The 26,543-nt window shown below is 63.4% G+C and carries 18 protein-coding genes; 11 read left to right on the top strand and 7 right to left on the bottom strand.

The genetic code is table 11. The annotated features are described in order from the left end of the window. Positions 1 to 14 precede the first annotated feature (14 nt). The 6 genes from R6G97_RS00565 (at position 15) to R6G97_RS00540 (ending at position 7,192) form a co-directional block, all read left to right on the top strand. Positions 15 to 347 carry a sarcosine oxidase subunit delta gene (locus R6G97_RS00565; RefSeq protein WP_043211106.1) on the top strand — a complete coding sequence of 111 codons (333 nt, stop codon included), beginning with the start codon at positions 15 to 17 and terminating at the stop codon, positions 345 to 347. Further along, positions 344 to 3,361, top strand: a complete 3,018-nt coding sequence (locus R6G97_RS00560) for a sarcosine oxidase subunit alpha (RefSeq protein ID WP_090346323.1) — start codon at positions 344 to 346, stop codon at positions 3,359 to 3,361. Before R6G97_RS00565 ends, R6G97_RS00560 begins: the two co-directional genes overlap by 4 nt. A 141-nt stretch (positions 3,362 to 3,502) precedes the next feature. Beyond that, a complete protein-coding gene (locus R6G97_RS00555; RefSeq protein WP_043211110.1) occupies positions 3,503 to 4,135 on the top strand; it encodes a sarcosine oxidase subunit gamma in 633 nt (210 codons plus the stop codon). A gap of 14 nt (positions 4,136 to 4,149) precedes the next feature. Continuing rightward, entirely contained in the window at positions 4,150 to 5,007 is an 858-nt protein-coding gene (gene purU / locus R6G97_RS00550) for a formyltetrahydrofolate deformylase (protein WP_043211119.1), read from the top strand. 250 nt (positions 5,008 to 5,257) lie between these two features. Continuing rightward, positions 5,258 to 6,457 (top strand): formaldehyde dehydrogenase, glutathione-independent, encoded by a 1,200-nt coding sequence (gene fdhA, locus R6G97_RS00545; protein ID WP_043211122.1) that lies wholly within the window; start codon positions 5,258 to 5,260, stop codon positions 6,455 to 6,457. Positions 6,458 to 6,610: 153 nt separating this feature from the next. Further along, positions 6,611 to 7,192 carry a DUF2780 domain-containing protein gene (locus tag R6G97_RS00540; protein WP_317847693.1) on the top strand — a complete coding sequence of 194 codons (582 nt, stop codon included), beginning with the start codon at positions 6,611 to 6,613 and terminating at the stop codon, positions 7,190 to 7,192. A 182-nt stretch (positions 7,193 to 7,374) separates the two neighbouring features. Here the strand turns inward: R6G97_RS00540 and R6G97_RS00535 are convergent, their stop codons facing one another. Together R6G97_RS00535 and R6G97_RS00530 are read right to left on the bottom strand one after the other, a co-directional pair. Next, positions 7,375 to 8,736 carry an APC family permease gene (locus R6G97_RS00535; RefSeq protein ID WP_317847692.1) on the bottom strand — a complete coding sequence of 454 codons (1,362 nt, stop codon included), beginning with the start codon at positions 8,734 to 8,736 and terminating at the stop codon, positions 7,375 to 7,377. Between the two features lie 184 nt (positions 8,737 to 8,920). Then, the gene (locus R6G97_RS00530; protein ID WP_043212591.1) at positions 8,921 to 9,808 is read right to left on the bottom strand and encodes an acyltransferase; all 888 of its coding nucleotides are present in this window, start codon (positions 9,806 to 9,808) and stop codon (positions 8,921 to 8,923) included. Between the two features lie 182 nt (positions 9,809 to 9,990). Here R6G97_RS00530 and rloA2 point away from each other — a divergent pair, with 182 nt between their 5' ends. From rloA2 to creD, 4 genes are all read left to right on the top strand, one after another. Next, entirely contained in the window at positions 9,991 to 10,491 is a 501-nt protein-coding gene (gene rloA2, locus R6G97_RS00525; protein WP_043212593.1) for a retropepsin-like aspartic peptidase RloA2, read from the top strand. A gap of 183 nt (positions 10,492 to 10,674) precedes the next feature. Further along, complete coding sequence (creB, locus tag R6G97_RS00520) at positions 10,675 to 11,355, top strand: two-component system response regulator CreB (protein WP_182816644.1); 681 nt, start codon at positions 10,675 to 10,677, stop codon at positions 11,353 to 11,355. Then, positions 11,355 to 12,788: a two-component system sensor histidine kinase CreC gene (creC, locus tag R6G97_RS00515; protein ID WP_090346312.1), complete on the top strand. Its 1,434-nt coding sequence runs from the start codon at positions 11,355 to 11,357 to the stop codon at positions 12,786 to 12,788. The genes creB and creC overlap by 1 nt, the downstream gene beginning before the upstream one ends. A 133-nt stretch (positions 12,789 to 12,921) precedes the next feature. Further along, complete coding sequence (gene creD / locus R6G97_RS00510; RefSeq protein ID WP_090346309.1) at positions 12,922 to 14,250, top strand: cell envelope integrity protein CreD; 1,329 nt, start codon at positions 12,922 to 12,924, stop codon at positions 14,248 to 14,250. A 142-nt stretch (positions 14,251 to 14,392) separates the two neighbouring features. Here creD and R6G97_RS00505 read toward each other — a convergent pair whose 3' ends face one another. The 5 genes from R6G97_RS00505 to aceE form a co-directional block, all read right to left on the bottom strand. After that, positions 14,393 to 15,016, bottom strand: a complete 624-nt coding sequence (locus R6G97_RS00505; protein ID WP_317847691.1) for a glutathione S-transferase — start codon at positions 15,014 to 15,016, stop codon at positions 14,393 to 14,395. Between the two features lie 9 nt (positions 15,017 to 15,025). Beyond that, the gene (gene msrA / locus R6G97_RS00500; protein ID WP_043212604.1) at positions 15,026 to 15,694 is read right to left on the bottom strand and encodes a peptide-methionine (S)-S-oxide reductase MsrA; all 669 of its coding nucleotides are present in this window, start codon (positions 15,692 to 15,694) and stop codon (positions 15,026 to 15,028) included. Positions 15,695 to 15,838: 144 nt separating this feature from the next. Further along, complete coding sequence (locus tag R6G97_RS00495; RefSeq protein WP_043212606.1) at positions 15,839 to 18,532, bottom strand: EAL domain-containing protein; 2,694 nt, start codon at positions 18,530 to 18,532, stop codon at positions 15,839 to 15,841. Between the two features lie 324 nt (positions 18,533 to 18,856). Then, positions 18,857 to 20,506: a dihydrolipoyllysine-residue acetyltransferase gene (gene aceF, locus R6G97_RS00490; RefSeq protein ID WP_317847690.1), complete on the bottom strand. Its 1,650-nt coding sequence runs from the start codon at positions 20,504 to 20,506 to the stop codon at positions 18,857 to 18,859. Positions 20,507 to 20,519: 13 nt separating this feature from the next. Further along, a complete protein-coding gene (gene aceE / locus R6G97_RS00485) occupies positions 20,520 to 23,165 on the bottom strand; it encodes a pyruvate dehydrogenase (acetyl-transferring), homodimeric type (RefSeq protein WP_043212611.1) in 2,646 nt (881 codons plus the stop codon). 384 nt (positions 23,166 to 23,549) lie between these two features. Between aceE and glnE the strand changes: the two genes are divergently transcribed. Beyond that, complete coding sequence (gene glnE / locus R6G97_RS00480; protein WP_317847689.1) at positions 23,550 to 26,483, top strand: bifunctional [glutamate--ammonia ligase]-adenylyl-L-tyrosine phosphorylase/[glutamate--ammonia-ligase] adenylyltransferase; 2,934 nt, start codon at positions 23,550 to 23,552, stop codon at positions 26,481 to 26,483. Positions 26,484 to 26,543: the final 60 nt, after the last annotated feature.

The following is a 26,543-nucleotide window of genomic DNA, read 5'->3' as shown; positions in this document are numbered from 1 at the left end:
GGAGACAATTCGTCATGTTGCATATTTTCTGTCCCCACTGCGGCGAGCTGCGCTCCGAAGAAGAGTTCCACTCCTCCGGCCAGGCGCACATCGCCCGTCCGCTGGACCCTAGCGCCTGCACCGACGAGGAATGGGGTACCTACATGTTCTTCCGCGACAACCTGCGCGGTATTCACCATGAACTGTGGGACCACGTTGCCGGCTGCCGCCAGTACTTCAACGTCACGCGTAACACCGAGACCTACGAGATCCTGGAAACCTACAAGATCGGCGAGAAGCCGCAGGTCACCGCGAACAAGCTGAACCCCGCGCAGTCGGCCGTCAAAGGCCAGGGAGAAAAAGTATGAGCCAGGTCTATCGCCTCGCCAGCGGCGGTCGCATCGATCGCAGCAAGGTCCTGAACTTCACCTTCAACGGCAAGACCTACCAGGGTTATGCCGGTGACAGCCTGGCCGCTGCGCTGCTGGCCAACGGCGTCGACATCGTCGGTCGCAGCTTCAAGTACTCGCGTCCTCGCGGCATCGTCGCCGCAGGCCCGGAAGAGCCGAACGCCATCCTGCAGTTGGGCTCGAGCGAGGCCACCCAGGTACCGAACGTGCGCGCCACCCAGCAAGCCCTGTACTCGGGCCTGGTTGCCACCAGCACCAACGGCTGGCCGAACGTCAACAACGACGTCATGGGCATCCTTGGCAAGGTCGGCGGCAGCATGATGCCGCCCGGGTTCTACTACAAGACTTTCATGTATCCCAAGTCGTTCTGGATGACTTACGAGAAGTACATCCGTAAAGCGGCAGGCCTTGGCCGTGCTCCGTTGCAGAACGACCCGGACAGCTACGACTACATGAACCAGCACTGCGACGTGCTGATCGTCGGTGCCGGCCCTGCTGGCCTGGCCGCGGCCCTGGCCGCCGGTCGCAGCGGCGCCCGCGTGATCGTCGCCGATGAACAGGAAGAGTTCGGCGGCAGCCTGCTCGACACCCGCGAAACCCTCGACGGCAAGCCTGCCGCGGACTGGGTTGCTGCCGTCGTCGCCGAGCTGCAATCGCTGCCGGAAGTGACCCTGCTGCCTCGCGCCACGGTCAACGGCTACCACGACCACAACTTCCTGACCATCCATGAGCGCATGACCGACCACCTCGGTGACCGCGCCCCGATCGGCCAGGTCCGTCATCGCGTCCACCGCGTGCGTGCCAAGCGTGTGGTACTGGCCACCGGTACCCACGAGCGTCCGCTGGTGTACGGCAACAACGACGTGCCGGGCAACATGCTCGCCGGCGCCATCTCGGTGTACGTGCGCCGTTACGGCGTGGCACCGGGCCGCAAGCTGGTGCTGTCGACCAACAACGATCACGCCTATCGCACCGCTCTGGACTGGCACGACGCAGGCCTGCAAGTGGTCGCCATCGCTGATGCGCGCCACAACCCGCGCGGCTCGCTGGTCGAGGAAGCGCGCGCCAAGGGCATCCGCATCCTGACCTCCAGCGCCGTGATCGAGGCCAAGGGCACCAAGCACGTAACCGGCGCCCGCGTCGCTGCGATCGATGCCGTGGCGCATAAGGTCACCAGCCCAGGCGAATGGCTCGAGTGCGACCTGATCGGCAGCTCCGGTGGCTACAGCCCGGTGGTTCACCTGGCCTCGCACCTGGGCGGTCGTCCGATCTGGCGTGACGACATCCTCGGCTTCGTGCCGGGCGATGCGCCTCAAAAACGTGTCTGCGTGGGTGGCGTGAATGGCGTCTATCCGCTCGGCGACGCGATTGCCGATGGTTTCGAAGGCGGCGTTCAGGCAGCCACCGAAGCAGGCTTCAAGGCGACCGCCGGCACCCTGCCGAAAGTCGTTGCCCGCAAGGAAGAGGCCACCGTGGCGCTGTTCCAGGTGCCGCACGACAAAGGCACTGCCCGTGCGCCGAAGCAGTTCGTCGACCAGCAGAACGACGTCACCGCGGCCGCCATCGAACTGGCCACCCGCGAAGGCTTCGAGTCGGTCGAGCACGTGAAACGCTACACCGCGCTGGGCTTCGGTACTGACCAGGGCAAACTGGGCAACATCAACGGTCTGGCCATCGCTGCGCGCTCGATGGGTATCACCATCCCGCAGATGGGTACCACCATGTTCCGCCCCAACTACACGCCGGTGACCTTCGGCGCGGTAGCGGGCCGTCACTGTGGCCACCTGTTCGAACCGGTACGCTTCACCGCGTTGCACGCCTGGCACTTGAAGAACGGCGCCGAGTTCGAAGACGTTGGCCAGTGGAAGCGTCCGTGGTACTTCCCTAAAGCCGGCGAAGACATCCATGCCGCCGTGGAGCGTGAGTGCAAGGCCGTGCGTGACAGCGTGGGCCTGCTCGACGCCTCGACCCTGGGCAAGATCGACATCCAGGGCCCGGATGCGCGTGAGTTCCTCAACCGCGTTTACACCAATGCCTGGACCAAGCTCGATGTGGGCAAGGCCCGTTACGGCCTGATGTGCAAAGAAGACGGCATGGTCTTCGACGACGGCGTGACCGCCTGCGTCGGCGACAACCACTTCATCATGACCACCACCACCGGCGGCGCTGCCCGCGTATTGCAGTGGCTGGAGCTGTACCACCAGACCGAATGGCCGGACCTAAAGGTGTACTTCACCTCCGTGACCGACCACTGGGCCACCATGACCCTGTCGGGCCCCAACAGCCGCAAGCTGCTGGCCGAGCTGACCGACATCGACCTGGACAAAGAAGCCTTCCCGTTCATGAGCTGGAAGGAAGGTCTGGTCGGCGGTGTGCCGGCCCGGGTGTTCCGTATCTCGTTCACCGGTGAGCTGTCGTACGAGATCAACGTCCAGGCCAACTACGCCATGGGCGTGCTGGAGCAGATCGTCGAGGCGGGCAAGAAGTACAACCTGACCCCGTACGGCACCGAGACCATGCACGTGCTGCGCGCCGAGAAGGGCTTCATCATCGTCGGTCAGGACACCGACGGCTCGATGAACCCGGACGACCTGAACATGGGCTGGTGTGTCGGTCGCAACAAGCCGTTCTCCTGGATCGGCGCACGCGGCATGACCCGTTCGGACTGCCTGCGCGAAGACCGCAAGCAACTGGTGGGCCTCAAGCCTGTCGACCCGACCAAGTGGCTGCCCGAAGGCGCCCAGCTGGTGTTCGACCCGAACCAGCCGATTCCGATGGACATGGTCGGTCACGTGACCTCCAGCTATGCCTCCAACTCCCTGGGCTATTCGTTCGCCATGGGTGTGGTCAAAGGCGGCCTCAAGCGTATGGGCGAGCGTGTCTACTCGCCGCAGGCTGACGGCAGCGTGATCGAGGCAGAGATTGTGTCTTCGGTGTTCTTCGATCCGAAGGGTGAGCGGCAGAACGTCTAAGGCCCCCGCAAGGCAGTGCTGGAGCTTGTGGAGGCGGGGTACCCGCGAATGCGATGTTGGCCTCACCGGCCCATTCGCGGGCAAGCCCGCTCTCCCAGATCCAGCGTCGTTCGGCACAACAGAATTCAAGGCAGGTAAGAAATGAGCGTAATCAACGTCTTCCAGCAAAATCCGGGCTCCAACGCCCGGGCCGAGTCGCCACTGCACCACGCTGACCTGGCCAGCCTGGTCGGCAAAGGCCGCAAGAACGCAGGCGTGACCCTGCGCGAGCACAAATTCCTCGGCCACCTGACGATCCGTGGCGACGGCCACGACGCCGCCTTCGCCGCAGGCGTGAAGAAGGCTCTGGGCCTGGAACTGCCGGTCGCCCTGACCGTGGTCGCCAACGACGAGATGTCGCTGCAGTGGGTCGGACCGGATGAGTGGCTGCTGATCGTCCCGGGCGGTCAGGAGTTCGCCATCGAGCAGAAGCTGCGCGAGGCCCTCGAAGGCCAGCACATTCAGGTGGTCAACGTCAGCGGCGGGCAAACGCTGCTCGAGCTGCGCGGCCCCAACGTACGCGACGTGCTGATGAAATCCACCAGCTATGATGTACACCCGAACAACTTCCCGGTCGGCAAGGCCGTCGGCACCGTGTTCGCCAAGTCGCAACTGGTGATTCGCCGCACTGCCGAAGACACTTGGGAACTGGTGATCCGCCGCAGCTTCTCCGATTACTGGTGGCTGTGGCTGCAGGACGCTTCGGCCGAGTACGGCCTGGCCATCGAGGCTTAAAAAGGAGAACACGCATGAGTCGGGCACCGGACACTTGGATTCTCACTGCCGACTGCCCGAGCATGCTCGGCACCGTCGACGTAGTGACGCGTTACCTCTACGAGCAGCGCTGCTACGTCACGGAGCACCACTCCTTCGACGACCGGCTCTCGGGGCGGTTCTTCATTCGCGTGGAGTTCCGCCAGCCGGACGACTTCGACGAGGCGGGCTTCCGGGCCGGCCTTGCCGAGCGCAGTGACGCCTTCGGCATGACCTTCGAGCTGACCGCGCCCAATCACCGCCCCAAGGTGGTGATCATGGTGTCCAAGGCCGACCACTGCCTCAACGACCTGCTGTATCGCCAGCGCATCGGCCAATTGGCCATGGACGTGGTGGCGGTGGTGTCCAACCACCCCGACCTCGAGCCCCTGGCGCAGTGGCACAAAATCCCTTACTACCACTTTGCCCTGGACCCCAAGGACAAACCTGCCCAGGAGCGCAAGGTGCTGCAGGTGATCGAGGAGACCGGCGCGGAGCTGGTGATTCTCGCCCGCTACATGCAGGTGCTGTCGCCTGAGCTGTGCCGCCGCCTGGACGGCTGGGCGATCAACATCCACCACTCCTTGCTGCCCGGCTTCAAGGGCGCCAAACCGTACCACCAGGCCTACAACAAGGGCGTGAAGATGGTCGGCGCCACGGCCCACTACATCAACAACGACCTGGACGAAGGCCCGATCATCGCCCAGGGCGTGGAGGTGGTGGACCACAGTCACTACCCTGAAGACCTGATCGCCAAGGGGCGCGACATCGAGTGCCTGACCCTGGCGCGGGCGGTGGGGTACCACATCGAGCGCCGGGTGTTCCTCAACGCCAATCGCACCGTGGTGCTCTGACAGTCCTCATTGTCTTGTTCGCGGGTAAGCCCGCTCCCACAGGTTCTGCGTAGCCTTGTGTGGGGGCGGGCTTACCCGCGAATGGATTCACCCTTTTTAACCTGCCGTTAACAGGCAATCCTCTGTCGCTTCCAGTCACTGCGACAAGTTGTATCAGGCCCACAATTCCCTGCATTCCAGTAACACATGCCGCCCACGGAAGGCGGCGCTTTCCACCGCTGCATAAATACAAATCAAGCGAGGTAAGAGCATGTCTGGTAATCGTGGAGTGGTGTATCTCGGTGCCGGTAAGGTCGAGGTGCAGAAGATTGACTACCCCAAAATGCAGGACCCACGCGGCAAGAAAATCGAGCACGGCGTGATCCTGAAGGTGGTCTCCACCAACATCTGCGGCTCCGACCAGCACATGGTCCGTGGCCGTACCACCGCCCAGGTCGGCCTGGTCCTCGGCCACGAAATCACGGGTGAAATCGTCGAGAAGGGCCGCGATGTCGAACGCCTGCAGATCGGCGACCTGGTATCCGTTCCGTTCAACGTCGCCTGCGGTCGTTGCCGTTCCTGCAAAGAGATGCACACCGGTGTCTGCCTCACCGTCAACCCGGCCCGCGCCGGTGGTGCCTACGGTTATGTCGACATGGGCGACTGGACCGGCGGCCAGGCCGAATACGTGCTGGTGCCGTACGCTGACTTCAACTTGCTGAAACTGCCCGATCGCGACAAGGCCATGGCGAAGATCCGTGACCTGACTTGCTTGTCCGATATCCTGCCAACCGGTTACCACGGCGCCGTGACTGCCGGCGTCGGCCCAGGCAGCACCGTCTACGTGGCTGGTGCCGGCCCGGTCGGTTTGGCCGCCGCTGCCTCGGCGCGCCTGCTGGGCGCGGCCTGCGTCATCGTCGGTGACCTGAACCCGGCTCGCCTGGCCCATGCCAAGGCCCAGGGCTTCGAAGTGGTCGACCTGTCCAAGGACACCCCGTTGCACGAGCAGATCGTCGATATCCTCGGTGAACCGGAAGTGGACTGCGCCATCGACGCCGTCGGCTTCGAAGCCCGTGGCCATGGCCATGAAGGTGCCAAGCATGAGGCGCCGGCTACCGTCTTGAACTCCCTGATGCAGGTGACCCGCGTTGCCGGCAACATCGGTATTCCAGGCCTGTACGTGACCGAAGACCCGGGCGCGGTCGATGCCGCCGCCAAGATCGGTGCACTGAGCATCCGCTTCGGCCTGGGCTGGGCGAAATCGCACAGCTTCCACACTGGCCAGACCCCGACCATGAAGTACAACCGCCAGCTGATGCAGGCGATCATGTGGGACCGTATCAACATTGCCGAAGTGGTTGGCGTGCAGGTGATCAACCTGGACCAGGCGCCGCAAGGCTACGGCGAGTTCGATGCAGGCGTACCGAAGAAGTTCGTGATCGACCCTCACAAGATGTGGGGCGCGGCTTAACCTTCAGACTCAACGCCCCTGCGGGGGCGTTGTGCTTTAAGCGGCTTCAGTCACAAGGCCTTGGCAGGCCGATAACCGGCCTGGAACAAACCCCTGCAGCTCCAGTCCAATGCCTCGTTTCCCCGGCCATCCCGGCCGACGAGGTCCCTCCCGATGAAAGCATTCACCCTGGCAACCCTGATGACCCTGGCCGCAAGCCCGGTGTTCGCCTTCAATTTGAGCGATGCGGCCAATGCCGTGTCGGCGATGCAGAACCAGAATTCAACTCAACAGGGTCAGGTACAGGCTCCAGCGGGCCAGGCCAACCTGCTCAATACCTTGGGTAGCGAGCTGAAGATCACCCCTGAACAGGCCATTGGCGGCGCCGGTGCGATGCTGGGGCTGGCGCGCAACAACCTGAGCGAGGCCGACTATGGCCAGCTGACCCAGGCTGTGCCCGGCCTGGACCTGCTTTCCGGTGCCAACGCCCTGGGTGGGCTGAGCGGTCTGGGTGAGTTGCTCGGCAAGAGCAGCGAGAGCCCATCGCCTTTGAGCAATGCGTTGGGCAACGTCGAGAACCGCAGCGACCTGGATAACGCCTTCAGGTTGCTGGGCATGGATACGAACATGATCGGCCAGTTTGCCCCGCTGATCCTTCAGTACCTGGGCCAGCAGGGCCTTGCCGGGTCGCTGTTGCAGAATCTGGGAAGCCTGTGGATGACCCCTGCGGCGCCAGCGGCCGCTCCGTCTGTTTGAGCTTTCTTCATGGGTGTACACGGGCTGAGCCCGTGCCCTCTACCGAGGCGTTTGCTTCGTGGATGAACCCGCTCCCATAAGGTCACCGTCGGCCCTATGGGAGCGGGTTTACCCGCGAATACGACGGCCGATTCACCACCTTGTCGCCGGTAAGATCCGCTCCCCCAAAGGGCAGTGGCGCATCAGGCCGCTTCGGAGAAATCCACCAGGCGCATCGGGCGGCGGAAGCCGGAGGTGAGCACTGCCAGATAAGCCAGGCCCAGGGCGAACCAGCACAGGCCGATCACCAAGGTCAGCGCCGACAGGCTGGTCCACAGCCACAGGGTCAGGCCCAGACCGACCAGCGGCACCACGCCATAGCACGCCAGGCCCTTGAGGTTGCGGTGGGTGCGCTCGTTGATCAGGTGGGTGCGCACCACTGCCAGGTTGACGGCCGAGAACGCCACCAGGGCGCCGAAGCTGATCAGCGATGCCAACGTGGTCAGGTCGATCACCAGGGCCAGCAGCGAGAACGCCGACACCAGCACGATGGCGAACACCGGGGTGCCGAAGCGCGGCGACAGCTGGCCGAAGGTGCGCTGTGGCAGCACCTTGTCGCGGCCCATGGTGTAGAGAATGCGCGACACCGCCGCCTGGGACGCTAGGGCCGAACCCAGGCTGCCGGCGACGAAGGCTGCGGTGAAGAAGTTGGCCAGGAACTGGCCGCCAGCCTTGAACATCACTTCGTTGGCCGCGGCATCGGCATTGGCGAACGTGCTGCCTGGCAGCACCAGTTGGCTGATATAGGCCAGCAGGGTGAACAGCAGGCCGGCGCCAAGGGTGGTGAGGATGATTGCGCGGGGTACGTCGCGGCGGGCGTCACGGGTTTCCTCGGCCAGCGTCGAGACCGCATCGAAGCCCAGGAACGATAGGCACAGCACTGCTGCACCGGCCATCAGGTGACCGAAGCCTGGCTGGCTGCCATCGCCCAGCAGCGGCGAGAGCAGGTCAACCGGCTGGCCTGCCAGCGACTGGTAGGACAAGGCCACGAACACCCCGATGAAGACGATCTGCGCGCCGACGATCAAGTTGCTGGCCTTGGCCACCGAATGGATGCCGACCACGTTGAGCACGGTCACCAGGGCGATCGAGGCCAGGACGATGGTCCAGGCCGGAATGGCCGGGAAGGCGATGTTCAAGAACAGGCCGATGAGCAGGTAATTGATCATCGGGATGAACAGGTAGTCGAGCAGCAGCGACCAGCCGGCCAGGAAGCCCACGTTGGGGCCGAACGCCAAGTTGGTGTAGGAGTAGGCCGAGCCTGCCACCGGGAAGCGCTTGACCATGAAACTGTAGGACGTGGCGGTGAACAGCATTGCCAGCAGGGTCACCAGATAGGCGCCAGCGGTGCGGCCCCCGGTGATCTCGGTGACGATTCCGTAGGTGGTGAAGATGGTCAACGGGACCATGTACACCAGGCCGAAGAACACCAGGGCGGGCAGCCCGAGGACGCGGCGAAGTTGGGCGGGAGCTGCCTCGGCAGCGGGGCGAGGTTGTTTGGCCATCGATCGATCCAAGCATTTTTGTAGTTGTGCGTTGATCGATTTTTATCCACCTGGGTAGGTGAAGACAAACAAAGAGTTGCTAATGTCGATTATAAATCTGGATTTTAATCGGCATCTTATTGTGTACAGCCCACGGTAGGCGCGGGCTTGCTCTTCTGCAAGAGCCGCCCAGGCCACGCACCTCTTAGCGCATTTCGGCGCGCAACTGCTCGATGCGCTGGTCCTTTTCGACCCACAGCTGGTTCACCCAAGCCTGCACGGTCTGGCGGAATGCCGGATCGTTCTCGTAATCACCCGCGCACAGCGCCGGGTCCAGTTCACGCACGCGGATGTCGATGATCACCCGGCTGATGTTGCCGCTGAGCAGGTCCCAGAACCCCGGCGCCCTGTTGCCGGGATAGACGATGGTGACGTCCAGCAGGGCGTCGAGCTGCTCGCCCAGCGCGGCCAGTACGAACGCCACGCCACCTGCCTTGGGCTTGAGCAGATGCTGGTAGGGCGATTGCTGGGCCTGACGTTTGGCCTCGCTGAAGCGCGTGCCTTCGAGGTAGTTGACCACGGTCACCGGTTGGCGCTTGAACAGCTCGCAGGCTGCCTTGGTGATCTCCAGGTCCTTGCCCTTGAGCTCCGGGTGCTTGTCCAGGAAAGCCTTGCTGTAGCGCTTCATGAAGGGGTAGTCCAGCGCCCACCAGGCCAGGCCCAGCAGCGGAACCCAGATCAGCTCTTTCTTGAGGAAGAACTTGAAGAACGGCACCCGGCGGTTGAGGCTCTCGATCAGGGCCGGGATGTCCACCCAGCTCTGGTGGTTGCTCACGCACAGGTAGGAGGTGTCCTGGCGCAGCTTCTCGATGCCGCGGATGTCCCAACGGGTCGGGATGCACAGGGCGAAGATCGCCTTGTCGATTTCCGACCAGGTCTCGGCGATCCACATCACCGCCCAAGAGGCATAGTCGCGGCCACGCCCCGGCAGCACCAGTTTGAGCAGGGCGAACACCATCAGCGGGCAGATCAACACCAGGGTGTTGAGCAGCAGCAGGACAGTGGTGAGGATGCCGGTGAGCAGGCGACGCATAAAGAGACTCTTGTTGTGGGATAAAAACGGTTGGCAATGATAAGTGGGGCACCGGCCTTCGCCAAATGCGCATTGGCCAATTACTGGGACAAATGTTTCACATTGTGTTGGATAAGCTTTGACAACGAACCTATCGTGCCCGGGTAGTCTAAGTGCTGTCCCACCTCAAGGAAGCCTAACCTGTGAAATCACTGCTTGCCCTGCTGTCGATCCTCGCCCTTCCGGTCATGGCCGCCGAGCCAACCCTGTATGGCCGCTACGAGAACATTGCCCTGCCGGAGCTTGGCGAAACCCTCAAGGCCAAGATGGACACCGGTGCCTACACCGCCTCGCTGTCGGCCAAGGACATCGAGCTGTTCACCCGCGATGGCAATGAGTGGGTGCGTTTCCGTCTGGCGACCAAGAACGCCGACGGCAAGGTCTACGAACATGAGCTGTCGCGCATCAGCAAGATCAAGAACCGCGTAGACGAGGACGAAGAAGGGGACGTCCCGGAAGTCTCCAAGCGTCCAGTGATCGATTTGGAGCTGTGCCTGGGTGACGTCAAACGTACGGTGGAGGTCAACTTGGTCGACCGCAGCCACTTCAACTACCCACTGCTGATCGGCTCCAAGGCCCTGAAAGAGTTCAAGGCGGCGGTGAACCCGGCCAAGAAGTTCACTGCCGGCAAGCCGGACTGCTAGTTCAGACGTATGCACCGGCATTGCCGGTGTTGGGAACCCGCTCCCACTGGGCTGGCAATGAACCCTGTGGGCGCGGGGTGACCCATGAAGCGGTCCGCACTTGGCCCAATGCCCCCACAGGGGTTGCGTGATGCCTGCTGATCACCTACAAGTCCAGCATTTGTCCACGCAAGGCCGGACGCCATGCCCCACATTCTCATCGTCGAAGACGAATCCGCCATTGCCGATACGTTGGTCTATGCCTTGCAGGCCGATGGCCACAGCACCGACTGGGTAACGCTCGGTAGCGCAGCCCTCGAGCAGCAGCGTCTGCATCCTGCGGACCTGGTGATTCTCGACATCGGCCTGCCTGACATCAGCGGTTTCGAAACCTGTCGGCAGTTGCGCCGTTTCAGCGACGTACCGGTGATGTTCCTCAGTGCCCGCGATGCCGAAATCGACCGGGTGGTGGGGCTCGAAATCGGCGCCGACGATTACGTGGTCAAGCCGTTCAGCCCGCGGGAAGTGGCCGCGCGCGTCAGGGCGATCCTCAAGCGCATGGTGCCCCAGGCCCAAGCTTCGGCCCAGGCCACGGTGTTCCAGCTCGACACCTTGCGCATGCAGATCAGCTACCACGCCCAGCCGCTGGCCCTGACCCGTCATGAATTTCGTCTGTTGCAATGTTTGCTGGAGCAACCCCGGCGGGTGTTCAGCCGCGAGCAACTGCTCGATGCGGTGGGTGTAGCCTCCGATGCCGGCTACGAACGTACCATCGACAGTCATATCAAGAGCCTGCGTGCCAAGCTGCGCCAGGTCGCTGCTGATGCCGAGCCCATCCAGACCCATCGTGGCCTGGGTTACAGCTATAGCCCGGATCACGCCTGATGCGCCTGGGCATCCGCATCTTCCTGGTGTATTTCCTGTTCGTCGGGTTGTCTGGTTACTTCCTGCTCAGCACCGTGCGCGAACAGATCCGCCCGGTCGTGCGCCAGTCCTCCGAGGAGACCCTCGTGGACACTGCCAACCTGCTCGCGGAAATTCTCCATGACGACGTCAAAGCCGGCACTCTGAGCCAAAGCCGGCTGCCTCAGGTATTGGCCTCTTACGGCGAGCGCCGTCCAGGCGCGCAGATCTGGGGGCTGGCGAAGAACCAGATCAGCCACCGCATCTATGTCACCGACGCCCAAGGGACCGTGCTGCTGGACTCCAGCGGCCAGGACGTGGGCAAGGACTACTCTCGCTGGAACGATGTCTACCTCACCCTGCGCGGCCAGTATGGCGCGCGCTCCACGCGCAGCGATCCGGCTGACGAAACCACCTCGGTGATGCACGTGGCGGCTCCGATCCTCGACCAGGGCCGGATCATCGGCGTGGTGACGGTGGCCAAGCCCAACAGCTCGCTGCAACCCTACATCGACCGCGCCGAGCAGCGGCTGCTGAATCTGGGCCTGGGCCTGATCGGCCTTGGCCTGTTGGTGGGGGCGGCGCTGTCGTGGTGGCTGGCGCGCTCGCTGCGTCGGCTGACGCGCTATGCCCAGGCCGTCAGCGAGGGCCAGCGCGCAGCCTTGCCCCACTACAAAGGGGGCGAGTTGGGGCAGTTGGCCACAGCGGTAGAGCGCATGCGGACCCAGCTCGAAGGCAAGGCCTATGTCGAGCGCTACGTGCACACCCTGACCCATGAACTCAAGAGCCCGCTGGCGGCGATCCGTGGAGCCTCTGAGCTGCTTCAGGGCGATATGCCGCAAGACCTGCGGATGCGTTTTGCCAGCAACATCGAGCGCGAGAGCGGGCGCTTGCAACAGATGATCGAGCGCTTGCTCAACCTGGCGAGGGTCGAGCAGATGCAGGCATTGGAAGACGAACAGTATGTCGCCCTGGCGGCGCTGATCGATGAGTTGCTGTTGAGCCATGCGGCGCGCATTGAAGGCGCGAGCTTGCAGGTTCGCCAGCGGGTGCCGGTGGAGCTGAGGTTGCTGTGTGATCCTTTCCTGATGCGCCAGGCGCTGGCCAACCTGCTGGACAATGCGCTGGATTTCTCGCCGGCAGGCGGAGCGTTGCTGTTCGAGCTGGAACGCGACGGCGAGCGGGTGGCGCTGAGTGTGTTCAACCAGGGCGAGCCGATCCCGGATTACGCCATCGGGCGGGTCAGCGAGCGCTTCTATTCACTGCCACGGCCAGGCAGCGGGCGCAAGAGCACGGGGCTGGGGCTTAACTTCGTGGCGGAGGTGATGCAGCTGCATGGCGGCGCGTTGGCCGTGGAGAACGTCGAGGGCGGGGTGCGCGTGCGGTTGTGGTTGCCGGCGCGACGTGTGAATTGAGCCGACGGTCTTCAGCCCAGCCCCTTCGCGAGCACAGGTGTTGCTGAAAACACCACCCAATCTCCACACGCACTTCACAAAGGCTCCACGCAGTGGTTCCACACTGCGCCCATCGCAAACGGAGCCCTAGCCCATGACCAAAACCTTGAGTTTCAAGCTCGGCATGATTGCCCTGCTGATGCTGCTGTTGTTGATTCCGCTGTTGATGATCGGTGGCCTGATCGGTGAACGACAGGCCTTGCGCGATAGCGTGCTGCAGGACATCGCCCAAAGCTCAAGCTTCAGCCAGCAGATCAGCGGCCCGCTGCTGGTGGTGCCCTACCGCAAGTATGAGCGGCGCTGGATCGAGAAGAACGGCCAGAGCGTCGAGCAGACGATCATGCTCAATGGCCAACTGTTCTTCCTGCCTGAAACCTTCCACGTAGACACCGATATCGATACCGAACTGCGCGCTCGGGGCATCTACCAGGCCCGGTTGTTCCACGCCAAGAGCAGGGTGAGCGGACGTTTCAAGGTCCCGGCGCGCTGGGGTATCGAGAAGGACTGGGAGGACTACCGCTTCGACAGGCCCTATCTGGTGGTGGGCATCAGTGACATTCGCGGCATCGAGAACGCCCTGGCACTGACGTTGGATGACCAGCGATTGCCGTTCGAGCCCGGCACTGGCCTGGATTGGCTGGGCGGGGGCGTGCATGTCGCCTTGCCGATGCTCGAGGATGGCCAGGCCCGTGAGTTCACCTATGGCTTCGATCTGGCCTTGCAGGGGACTGGCCAGTTGCATGTCGTGCCGGTGGGGCGCAGCAGCAGGGTGGACATGCGCGCCAACTGGCCGCACCCAAGCTTTGTCGGCAATTACCTGCCCAGCCGTCGAGAAATACACGATCAAGGCTTCAAGGCCCATTGGCAGACCTCGTTCTTCGCCACCAACCTCGAGGATGCGCTGCGCCAATGTACCGGCCAGGGTCAGTGCACGGATTTCAATGCGCGCGCCTTTGGCGTGAGTTTCGTCGACCCGGTGGACCAGTACCTCAAGAGTGAGCGGGCGATCAAGTACGCGCTGTTGTTCATCGCCTTGACCTTCGCGGGTTTCTTCTTGTTCGAGGTACTGAAGAACCTTCGCGTGCACCCTATGCAGTACATGCTGGTGGGGGTGGCGCTGGCCTTGTTCTATTTGTTGCTGCTGTCGTTGGCCGAACACCTGGGCTTTGGCCTGGCCTATGGGTTGTCGGCCTCGGCGTGCGTGCTGCTGATTGGCTTCTACCTGAGCCATGTGCTGGGCAGCATGAGGCGGGGGATCGGCTTTGCGGCGGGGCTGAGTGGGCTGTATGGACTGCTCTTCGGCCTGCTCAGTGCCGAAGACTATGCGCTGCTGATGGGCTCGCTGCTGTGCTTTGGCCTGCTTGGCGTGTTCATGGTGCTGACCCGTCGCCTGGACTGGGCGCGGGTGGGGAGGGCGGCATGAGAGAGGATCGGGAAGCGGGGCGGTGGTTGGCCTATCGGATCGGGATGCTTGTTCAGTGGCACCGGGATGAGGCTTTCGCGGGAAAACCCACGCCCACAGGGCTGGATCCTAGTGGGCGTGGGTTCATCTGCGGACAGGTCCGTCAGATCACCGGAGCCGTTGCAGCCATCGACGGCCGCTTGGTCACGTCGGCATACCACGTGGCAAGGCCGGGCTGCTGCTCACGCCAGCCGAACTGCGGCTGGCGCAGGTCCAGGTAGCCCAGTGCACAGGCCACGCCGATGGCGGCGATGTCGAAGGTCGAGGCGAGCTCCGCCAAGTGTGCCTGCTCCAGGTTGGCCAGGCTGCGGCGGATCTTCTCGCCTTGGGCCTGGACCCAGCCGTCCCAGCGTTTGTCTTCTGGGCGCAGGAAGGTCTCGTAACGGGTCGAGACCGCTGCATCCATGATCGCATCGGCCTGGGACGCCAGGGTCAGGCGCCGCCAGCGGGCAGAGCCTTCGCGGGGGATCAGCGGGTTGCCGACGTGCTGCAGGTCGAGGTACTCGCAGATCACCCGGCTGTCGTGCAATACCGTGCCGTCTTCCAGGCGCAGCGCCGGGATTTTGCCGATCGGGTTGTCTTGGTTGAGCTGGTCATTGCCATTGACAGGGCTGACGTTGACGGCTTGCAAGGTCACGCGGTCGAGCTGACCGGTCTCGTGCAGCACGACCATTACCTTACGGACGAACGGCGAGAGCAGCGAGTGGAACAGGGTCATGGTCGTCATGGCCAGACCTCATTTGCCTTGCAAGCTGGGAGGCAGGCAGACGCCGGTGCCGGCGATGCCGCAGTAACCGTCGGGGTTCTTGGCCAGGTACTGCTGGTGGTAGGCCTCGGCGAAGTACACGGTCGGTGCCTGGTCGATCTCGGTGGTGATCTCGCCGAAACCTGCCTTGGTCAGCTCGGCCTGGAAGGCGTCACGGCTGGCCTTGGCCTGTTCCAGTTGCTCGGGGCTGGTGCAGTAGATGGCCGAGCGGTACTGGGTGCCGATGTCGTTGCCCTGGCGCATGCCTTGGGTCGGGTTGTGCAGTTCCCAGAACATCGCCAGCAGCTCGCGATAGCTCACTTTGTCCTTGTCGAACACCACCAGCACCACTTCGGTGTGGCCGGTCAGGCCCGAGCAGACTTCTTCGTAGGTCGGGTTGGGGGTGAAGCCGCCGGCATAGCCGACCACGGTGCTGACCACGCCTTCGCGCTGCCAGAAACGCCGTTCGGCGCCCCAGAAGCAGCCCAGGCCGAAGATGGCGAAATCGATGCTGCCCTCGAAGAAGGGGCCCAGCAGCGGCGTGTCCTTGAACACGTAGTGGAACTCGGGCAGGGGCATCGGGGTGTCGCGACCAGGCAGCGCCTGTTCCGCGGTAGGCATGACGTTTTTGTTCACCAGGATTTCCGAACGCAGGACCATGGCCGTTCCTCTGTATGTCAGGTGGATGAGTGTTGACCGCTTCGCGGGTAAACCCGCTCCCATCAGCAGCGTCGTGCCTACGGAAGTGGGCGCACCGTGAAATGTCTCGAATGGGGCTTATAGTGCCCGAGCTTGGCGTCGCTGTCAGGCCACCGGGCCACGTGGATATCGCTTGAGCCGCTCGGCCAGCTCGCGCCCCGGAATCGGCTTGTCGAACAGGTAGCCTTGGCCGACATCGCAGCGATGCCGCCGCAGGAAAGCCAACTGCTCGGCGGTCTCGATGCCTTCGGCAACCACCTTGAGCTTGAGGTTGTGAGCCATCGCCACCACCGCCGAGGTGATTTCCATATCGTCCTGGTTGTCGGGGATCTCGTTGATGAAGCTGCGGTCGATCTTGATGATGTCGATCGGAAACTTCTTCAGGTAGCTCAGCGATGAATAGCCGGTGCCGAAGTCGTCCATGGCCAGGATCAAGCCGAGGGCCTTGAGCTCGTCGAGCTGGCGGTGGGTATCGACGGTCGCTTCCAGCAACAGGCCCTCGGTCAGTTCCAGCTCCAGCAGGTGCGGTGGCAGGGCTTCTTCCTTGAGGATGGTGTCGATCGAGGCCACCAGCTCGGGGTCGGAGAACTGCTTGGGCGACAGATTGATGGCCACGTGCAGGTCGCCTAGGCCGACCTGGCTCAAGTGCTGGCTCATGCGGCAAGCCTGGCGCACGACCCATTTACCGATCGGGATGATCAGCCCGGTTTCCTCGGCGACGCTAATGAACTGATCGGGGCGGATCATGCCTTTTTCGGGATGGTTCCAGCGCAGCAGGGCCTCCAGGCCCAGCAGGCGGCCACTGCGCAGGCACAGCTTGGGCTGGTAGAACACCTCCAGCTCGTTCTGGGTCAGGGCGCGGCGCAGGTTGTTCTCCACAAACAGCTTGTAACTGGCCTCGGCATTGAGCACTTCGGTGAAAACCTGGACCTGGTGCTTGCCGTTGGCTTTGGCCTTGTGCAGGGCAAGGCCTGCGTTCTTCATCAGGCTTTGCGGGTCGCTGCCGTGCAGGGGGGCACAAGCCAGGCCCACCGAGGCGGTGACGTTGATCAGCTGGTTGTCGACGAACATGGGTTTGTCGAGGGTGTGCAGCAGTTGCTGGGCCACTTGCTGGCCGGTCTCCAGGCTCGCATCGTCGAGCAGCACGGCGAATTCGTTACTGGCAAAACGCGCCAGGATATCGCTGCTGCCCAGGCTGTTGCGCAGGCGCCGGGCCAGGCTGACCAGAAGCTTGTCGCCGGTCTGATGGCCGAGGCTGTCGTTGATCCGCTTGAAGTTATCGATGTCCACCAGCAGCAGGCACAGGGGCCGGTCGCCGATGTGTTCGAAGCGCTCATCGAGGTTGCGGATGAACGAGGGACGGTTGCCCAGGTTGGTCAGGTTGTCCGTGTAGGCCAGGCGTTCGATGCGCTGTTGGGCCAGCTTGCTTTGGGTGATGTCTTCGTAGATGCCGATGTAGTGCGTCAGCTCGCGGTTGTCGCCAAAGACCTTGGAAATCGACAACTGGCCCCAGTAGGGTTCCAGGCTCTTGCGTCGGCTCTTGAACTCGCCTTGCCAGCTGTTGCCCATGGCCAGGCTCGAGGGCGAGTGGAACAGCAGCTCGCTCAGGTTCTCCAGCGCAGGCAGTTCTGCCAGATGGCGCCCCTGCACTTCATCGGTGCTGTACTGGGTGATGGCGGTGAAGCTTGGGTTGACGTATTCCACCACGCCGTCGCGGTTGACCAGCAAGAAGGCACTGGCGCTCTGCTCCACGGCCCGCTGGAACAGGTGCAGGGCACTGGCCGCCGTGCGTCGATTGTGGTTGGTGATCACCTGGGCGACCTGGTCGGCCAGTTCCCCGGCGAAGGCGATTTCGTCGGCCTGCCAGGCACGGGCCTTGCCGATCTGTTCCAGGCACAGCACGCCAACGACCTGGCCATCGACGCGAATGCTGGCGTCGAGCATGGCATTGTTGGTCGCTGCGTACAGGGTCTCGGCCATGTCGCGGGTGCGAGGGTCCTGGCCGGCGTTATGGGCATCGATGGCGCGGCTGGCGTGCAGGGCATCGAGGTAGTCCGGGAAACAGCTGGCATCGATGGGCTGGGGCAGGTAGTGACGCTGATCCAGGCTGTGCCAGGCACTGATCGGTTCCAGATGCTGATCCTGCAGATGCCAGAGGCTGGCGCAATCGACCTTGTAGATTTCGCAGGCACTGCGGGTGATCAGCTCGGCCGCCTCCTGCAAGGAGTTTTCAGCGCTGTAGCGCTGCCGGGCCAGGCGCAGGATAAGGTCCTGCTGGGCGCGCACACGCTCAAGGTGCAGCAGCTGCTCCTGCTGGGCGCGCTGGTTGAGCTGCAAGGCCAGTTGCAGACGGCTGTTGCGAGACTCCAGATCGTCCTCGCCAAGCTCTGGCTCCTGGTCCTGCTGATCATCGAGCACCATGAGATAGCCGCGCAACAGCTGGCGATTGTGCTGGCGGTAGGCTTCGCCGATCTCCAGCAAGCGCAAGGCTGCGCCGCTGGTGTGCAGGGTGTAGCGGATCCGGTAGTGGTTACGCTGTGCCAGTTGCAGCTGGATCTCGTCATGCAGCCTGTAGCGCGCCTCTGGCTCCATGAGGCTGGCATAGGGTGAGCCGATCAGGGCGCAGAGGTCGGCGGCAGGCAGGCCGAACTGGCGCTCGCAGGCAGGATCCAGATAGAGCATCGCCCAGCTGGCTTCGTTGAGCCGTTCGAAACGCAGCATACCGAGCCGTGAAGGCACGGGGAGCTGCGTGACGACCTCGGCCGCCACTCGGCTGGCGGCATCGGGTTGGCTTTTCATCGAAGACTCGCTTGAAAGGGCGGTTGGCGCGGCGGGCCACGAGCTATGCGGCGGTGCCTAGGGCAAGGTTGCATCATGTCCCGAGGGCTGGCAAGCGGCCATGCGGGAAGCTATGTACAGCTTGTCGGCGGTTGTACGGAAATCTGAAGGCCAGAAGGGGTGGTGGGAACGGGTTCGCCTGCGAAGGGTTGCGAGTTTGACGGCGTATTCGCGTCTTTGGCATCAGGCAAAAAAAGCCCCGCCAGAGTGGCGGGGTTGAGGTACGAGCGTGGCAGCTCGAAACAGGCTTGCCTCACCCCTTGGAGGGTGAGGCAAGGGGCTGCGTTACAGCAGCATGGTGCGGATGTCCGCCAGCACGTCGCCCAGACGCTTGGTGAAGCGCGCGGCGGCGGCGCCGTTGATCACACGGTGATCGTAGGACAGCGACAGCGGCAGCATCAGCTTGGGCTGGAACGCCTTGCCATCCCAGACCGGCTGCATGGTGGCCTTGGAGACACCCAAGATCGCCACCTCAGGCGCGTTGACGATCGGCGTGAAGCCGGTGCCGCCAATGTGGCCGAGGCTGGAGATGGTGAAGCAGGCGCCCTGCATTTCGTCGGAAGACAGTTTCTTGGTGCGGGCCTTCTCGGCCAGCGCCGCGGCTTCGGCAGCCAGTTGCAGCAGGCTCTTCTGGTCGACGTTCTTGATCACAGGGACCAGCAGGCCGTCCGGAGTGTCCACGGCGAAGCCGATGTGCACGTACTTCTTGCGGATGATCGCCTTGCCGCTGGGTGCCAGCGAGCTGTTGAAGTCCGGCAGTTCCTTGAGCAGGAAGGCGCAGGCCTTGAGCAGCAGCGGCAGGACGGTCAGCTTCACGCCAGCCTTCTCGGCCACGGCCTTCTGCGCAACGCGGAAGGCTTCCAGCTCAGTGATGTCGGCGGAGTCGAACTGGGTGACGTGCGGCACGTTCAGCCAGCTGCGGTGCAGGTTGGCGGCACCGACCTGCATCAGGCGGGTCAGGGCGACTTCTTCCACTTCACCGAACTTGCTGAAGTCCACAGCCGGAATCGGCGGGATGCCTGCACCACCGGTCGCGCCAGCGGCTGGAGCTTCCTTGGCTTTCTGCATCATGGCCTTGACGTAGACCTGCACGTCTTCTTTCAGGATACGGCCGTGCGGACCGGTCGCGGCGACCGCGCCCAGGTCGACGCCGAACTCACGGGCCAGCAGACGCACGGCAGGACCAGCATGGACCTTGGCGTTGCTGCCAGCAGCCGGCGCGGTGGCGACCGGAGCCGGTGCAGCAGCCGCAGCTGGCGCTGCAGCAGGCGCGGCGGCTGGCGCCGACTCGGCCTTGGCAGGGGCCGGTGCGGCAGCGGCTGGAGCGGCAGCCGGGGCGGCGCCCGCGACTTCCAGCTTCAGGATCAGGTCACCGGTGCCGACTTCGTCGTCCAGCTTGGCGATCACTTCCTTCACCACGCCAGCGGCGGGGGATGGGATCTCCATGGAGGCCTTGTCGGACTCCAGGGTGATCAGCGACTGGTCGGCTTCGACGGTGTCGCCGGCCTTGACCAGTACTTCGATGATCTTGGCCTTGCCCGACGAGCCGATATCCGGCACATGGATGTCCTGCACGCTGGCGGCAGCAGGCGCAGCAGGCGCAGCAGCCGGGGCAGGGGTGGCGGCTGGCGCAGGTGCGGCAGCCGGTTGCTCTGCGGCAGCCGGGGGGGCAGCGGCCGGAGCCTCGGGCGCCGCAGCGGCACCCTCGACTTCCAGGACCATCAGCTCGTCGCCTTCTTTCAGGCGATCACCCAGCTTGACTTTCAGTTCCTTGATCACGCCGGCCTTGGGTGCTGGGATCTCCATGGAGGCCTTGTCGGACTCCAGGGTCAGCAGGCTCTGGTCAGCCTCGATACGGTCACCGACCTTGACGAACAGCTCGATGATTTCACCTTCACCGCTGCCGATGTCAGGTACGCGAATGAGTTCGCTCACTTAAAAATACTCCTCAGCAGTCCAGTGGGTTGCGCTTGTCCGGATCGATGCCGAACTTGACGATGGCGTCGGCCACCACCTTCGGTTCGATCTCGCCACGGTCAGCAAGGGCTTCCAGGGCAGCCAGCACGACGAAGTGACGGTCGACTTCGAAGAAGTGACGCAGCTTCTTGCGGCTGTCGCTGCGACCGAAGCCATCGGTACCCAGGACCTTGTACTCCTTGCTCGGGACCCACTGACGGATCTGTTCGGCGAAGAGCTTCATGTAGTCGGTGGACGCTACAACCGGGCCTTTGCGGCCGGCCAAGCACTGCTCGACGTAGGTCTGCTGTGGCTTCTGGCCAGGCTTGAGGCGGTTGGCGCGTTCCACGGCCAGGCCGTCACGGCGCAGTTCGTTGAAGCTGGTGACGCTCCAGACGTCGGCGCCGACGTTGTATTCCTCGCGCAGGATCTTGGCCGCTTCGCGGACTTCGCGCAGGATGGTGCCCGAACCCAGCAACTGCACGTGGTGCGCGGCCTCGCGGGTGTCTTCCTCGAGCAGGTACATGCCCTTGATGATGCCTTCCTCGGCGCCGGCCGGAATGGCAGGCTGGGTGTAGGCTTCGTTCATCACGGTGATGTAGTAGAAGACGTCCTGTTGCTCTTCGGTCATCTTCTTCATGCCGTCCTGGATGATCACCGCCAGCTCGTAGCCGTAGGTCGGATCATAGGTGCGGCAGTTCGGGATGGTGGCAGCCATCAGGTGGCTGTGACCGTCTTCGTGCTGCAGGCCTTCACCGTTGAGGGTAGTACGGCCGGCGGTACCGCCGATCAGGAAGCCACGGGTGCGGCTGTCGCCAGCGGCCCATGCCAGGTCACCGATACGCTGGAAGCCGAACATCGAATAGAAGATGTAGAACGGCAGCATCGGCTGGTTGTGGTTGCTGTACGAGGTACCGGCGGCGATGAACGACGACATGGCGCCGGCTTCGTTGATGCCTTCCTCGAGGATCTGGCCCTTCTTGTCCTCGCGGTAGAACATCACCTGGTCCTTGTCGACCGGCTCGTAGAGCTGGCCCACGGACGAGTAGATGCCAAGCTGGCGGAACATGCCTTCCATACCGAAGGTACGGGCTTCGTCCGGGATGATCGGAACGATGCGCTGACCGATCTCCTTGTCCTTGACCAGCTGCGCCAGGATACGCACGAAGGCCATGGTGGTGGAGATTTCGCGGTCGCCCGAACCGTCCAGGATCGCCTTCAGGGTTTCCAGCGGCGGAGTCGGGATGCTGAAGCTCTTTGCACGGCGCTGCGGTACGAAGCCACCCAGGGCTGCGCGGCGCTCGGCCAGGTACTTGGCTTCGGCGCTGCCTTCTTCCGGACGGAAGAACGGCAGGTTTTCCAGGTCGGCATCCTTGACTGGGATGTCGAAGCGGTCACGGAAGTGACGCAGGCTGTCGACGTCGACCTTCTTGGTGTTGTGCGCGGTGTTCTTGGCTTCGCCGGCACCGGTACCGTAACCCTTGATGGTCTTGGCCAGGATGACGGTCGGCTGACCTTGATGGTTGACCGCCTGGTGGTAGGCCGCATAGACCTTGTACGGGTCGTGGCCGCCACGGTTGAGCTTCCAGATCTCGTCGTCGGACAGGTCTTCGACCATGGCCTTGAGTTCTGGGGTGTTGAAGAAGTGCTCACGGACGTACGCACCGTCCTTGGCCTTGTAGTTCTGGTACTCGCCGTCGATGACTTCGTCCATGCGGCGCTGCAGGGCACCGTTGGTGTCCTTGGCGAACAGCGGATCCCAGAAGCGGCCCCAGACGACTTTGTTGACGTTCCAGCCACCGCCACGGAACACGCCTTCGAGTTCCTGGATGATCTTGCCGTTGCCGCGGACCGGGCCGTCGAGGCGCTGCAGGTTGCAGTTGATGACGAAGATCAGGTTGTCCAGCTTCTCGCGGCCAGCCAGGGCGATCGCGCCCAGGGATTCTGGCTCGTCGCACTCGCCGTCGCCCATGAAGCACCAGACCTTCTGCTTACCGGCCGGGATGAAGCCACGGGCTTCCAGGTACTTCATGAAGCGTGCCTGGTAGATCGCCTGGATCGGACCCAGACCCATGGAAACGGTCGGGAACTGCCAGAAGTCAGGCATCAGCCATGGGTGCGGGTAGGAGGACAGGCCCTTGCCGTCCACTTCCTGACGGAAGTTGTTCATCTGGTCTTCAGTGATGCGACCTTCGAGGAAGGCGCGGGCATAGATGCCTGGGGAGGCGTGGCCCTGGAAGAAGATCAGGTCGCCACCGTGCTCCTCGGTAGGAGCCTGGAAGAAGTAGTTGAAGCCGATGTCGTACAGGGTGGCGCTGGAGGCGAAGCTCGAGATGTGGCCGCCCAGGTCCGAGTCCCGCAGGTTGGTACGCATGACCATGGCCAGGGCGTTCCAACGTACCATCGAGCGGATGCGGCGTTCCATGAACAGGTCGCCAGGCATGCGTGCTTCGTGGGTAACGGGGATGGTGTTGCGGTATGGCGTGGTGATTGCGTACGGCAGCTGAGAGCCACTACGGGTGGCCAGCTCGCCCATACGGGTCATCAGGTAGTGAGCGCGGTCTTCGCCTTCTTTGTCGAGGACCGACTCCAAGGCATCCAGCCATTCCTGGGTTTCGACGGGATCGAGGTCTTGCATGGCTTGCTCCAGGGCGGAAAGGCCACCAGAATCGGGGGCCTGAGTTTGCGACTGGCCTTTTGGGCAGACGTCGTGAATTCTTGGATTAGCCGGACAGTCATCCGGCGCCGTGTAGTTTTACTACAAATGGTTTGGCATTTCATGCTTTTGAACAGCCGGGGTAGTAGTAAAACTACAGAAAAGCGGCATTTTGTCGCATGCCGGGTTGTGGGGAAAAACGTTCCCGTAGGTTTGGACTGGGCTTTGATTGGGTGAATCTTGATGTTTTTTACCAATGATTCGTTTATTTCAGCTATTTCCAACTTTTGTATGACAGTCCAACCGTCATTCGGCATCACCTCGGCCGCCTCTACCCCTCCCACTCACGCCGATCAAGGATAGACCATGCGCCTGCCTTTGCCGCTCGATCTGCCCGCCGTCCTGCAACCGCTGGTCGTCCGTAACCAACAATCCCTGCGTGAGGCCATCGCGGGTATCGAGGGTCTGGACTTCGATGCCTGGAGCTCCGCCCAGCGCCATGCGTTCGATCAAGTGGCTGCAGTCAGCGACTTCGTTTTGGAAGTGGCCCTGCGCGAGCCGGCCATGCTCTTTACGCTGCAGGCCAGCGGTGAACTGGAGCGGCCTTTCGCCCCTGGCGAGCTGCGCGCGCGCATCGCTGCCGCCGCCGAAGCGGCGCAGAGCGAGGAGGAGCTTGCGCGCAACCTGCGTCGCGAGCGCAACCGCCAGCAGGTGCGCATCATTTGGCGCGACATCACCCGCCGGGCCGCGCTGGAAGAAACCTGCCGCGACCTTTCCGACCTGGCCGACGCCTCCATCGACCAGGCCTACCAATGGTTGTATCCGCGCCATTGCCAGCAGTTCGGTACGCCCATGGGCAACCGCAGCGGCCAGGCGCAGCACATGGTGGTGCTGGGCATGGGCAAGCTGGGCGCGGTGGAGCTGAACCTGTCTTCGGACATCGATCTGATCTTCGCCTTTCCCGAGGGCGGCGAGACCGAAGGGGTCAAGCGCTCGCTGGACAACCAGGAGTTCTTCACCCGTCTGGGCCAGCGTCTGATCAAGGCGCTGGATCCAGTGACCGTCGATGGTTTCGTGTTCCGTGTCGACATGCGCCTGCGCCCCTACGGCTCGGCCGGTGCCCTGACGTTGTCGTTCAATGCCCTGGAGCAGTACTACCAGGACCAAGGCCGTGATTGGGAACGCTACGCCATGATCAAGGCACGGGTCGTGGCCGGCGACCAGGTGGCCGGCGCCCAGCTGCAGAATATGCTGCGCCCGTTCGTCTACCGGCGTTACCTGGATTTCTCGGCCATCGAGGCGCTGCGCACCATGAAGCAGCTGATCCAGCAGGAAGTGCGGCGCAAGGGCATGTCGGAGAACATCAAGCTCGGCGCGGGCGGTATCCGCGAAGTGGAGTTCATCGCCCAGGCGTTCCAGTTGATCCACGGCGGGCGCGACCTGAGCCTGCAGCAGCGGCCACTGCTCAAGGTGCTGGCGACCCTCGAAGGCCAGGGCTACCTGCCGCCGGCGGTGGTGGCCGAGTTGCGTGAGGGCTATGAGTTCCTGCGTTATACCGAGCATGCGATCCAGGCCATCGCCGACCGCCAGACCCAGATGTTGCCGGAGGACGAAAAGGATCGCGAGCGCGTGGCGTTTATCCTGGGCTTTGCCGACTGGCAGAGCTTCCATGACCAGCTCATGCACTGGCGTGGCCGGATCGACTGGCATTTCCGCCAGGTGATCGCCGACCCCGACGACGAGGAAGGCGAGGGCGAGCTGGTCGTCGGTGGCGAATGGTCGCCGCTGTGGGAGCAGGCCCAGGATGAAGAGGCCGCCTGCCGTCAGTTGGAGGAAGCCGGCTTCAAGCAGCCCGCCGAGGCCTTGCGTCGCCTGGCGTTGCTGCGCTCCAGTCCGTCGCTGCGCTCCATGCAGCGTATCGGTCGCGAGCGCCTGGACGCCTTCATTCCGCGCCTGCTCGCCCAGGCTGTGGAGCACGATGACCCGGACCTGGTCCTGGAGCGCGTGTTGCCGCTGGTCGAGGCGGTGGCGCGACGTTCGGCCTACCTGGTGCTGCTGACCGAGAACCCAGGTGCTTTGCGCCGGTTGCTGACGCTGTGCGCGGCTAGCCCGTGGATCGCCGAACAGATTGCCCGCTACCCGTTGCTGCTCGACGAACTGCTCAATGAAGGCCGGCTGTTCAGCCCGCCCCTGGCGCCGGAGTTGGCCTGCGAGCTGCGCGAGCGCCTGACGCGCATTCCCGAGGACGATCTGGAGCAGCAAATGGAGGCTTTGCGTCACTTCAAGCTGGCCCACAGTCTGCGGGTAGCCGCCTCGGAGATCACCGGCAACCTGCCCCTGATGAAAGTCAGCGACTACCTGACCTGGCTGGCCGAGGCGATCCTCGATCAGGTGCTGGCCCTGGCCTGGCGCCAGACGGTGGCCCGTCACGGCCAGCCCAAGCGCAGCGATGGCAGCCTGTGCGATCCGGGTTTCATCATCGTCGGCTACGGCAAGGTCGGCGGCATCGAGCTGGGGCATGGCTCGGACCTGGACCTGGTGTTCATCCACGATGGCGATCCCCAGGGCGAAACCGACGGCGCCAAACCCATCGACGGCGCGCAATTCTTCACCCGGTTGGGCCAACGCATCATTCATATGCTGACTACCCAGACCAACTCCGGTCAGCTCTATGACGTGGACATGCGCCTGCGTCCTTCCGGCGCCTCGGGGCTGCTGGTCAGTTCCGTGGGTGCGTTCGAGCGCTACCAGCAGGGCGAGGCCTGGACCTGGGAGCACCAGGCTCTGGTGCGGGCGCGAGTGCTGGTGGGCTGCAAGCAGGTCGCGGCGGCGTTCGAGGACGTGCGCGCCCGGGTGCTGGGCAAGCCGCGCGAGCTGGACAAACTGCGCCAGGAAGTGAGCGAGATGCGCGCCAAGATGCGCGACAACCTTGGCACCAAGAGCACCGCCGCCGGCACTGCCGCCAATGCGTTCGAGGCCGGCATGCCCTTCGATATCAAGCAGGATGCCGGCGGTATCGTGGATATCGAATTTATGGTGCAATACGCCGCTTTGGCCTGGTCCCACGACCACCCGGCCCTGCTGCGCTGGACCGACAACATCCGCATTCTCGAGGAGCTGGAGCAGGCTGGGCTGATGCCGGCCGACGATGCGGTGCTGCTGCGCGAGGTATACAAGGCGTTCCGCTCGGCCTCGCACCGCCAGGCCCTGCAGAAGCAAGCCGGGGTCGTCGATGCCGGTCAGTTTGCCGATCAGCGTCGCCAGGTGCGGCGGATCTGGAGCGAGCTCGGGCTGACCTGAGGCCCTCCGCCAGCCCTGTAGGGGCGATCAGCGGTAGAAATGCCTGGGTGTTACACTGTC

Origin of the sequence: Pseudomonas sp. HTZ2 (genome assembly GCF_033173945.1) — a bacterium.
GTDB lineage: Bacteria > Pseudomonadota > Gammaproteobacteria > Pseudomonadales > Pseudomonadaceae > Aquipseudomonas > Aquipseudomonas guariconensis.
The sequence above is the reverse complement of the archived record's forward strand: the minus strand, read 5'-3'. Positions and strand labels throughout refer to the sequence as shown.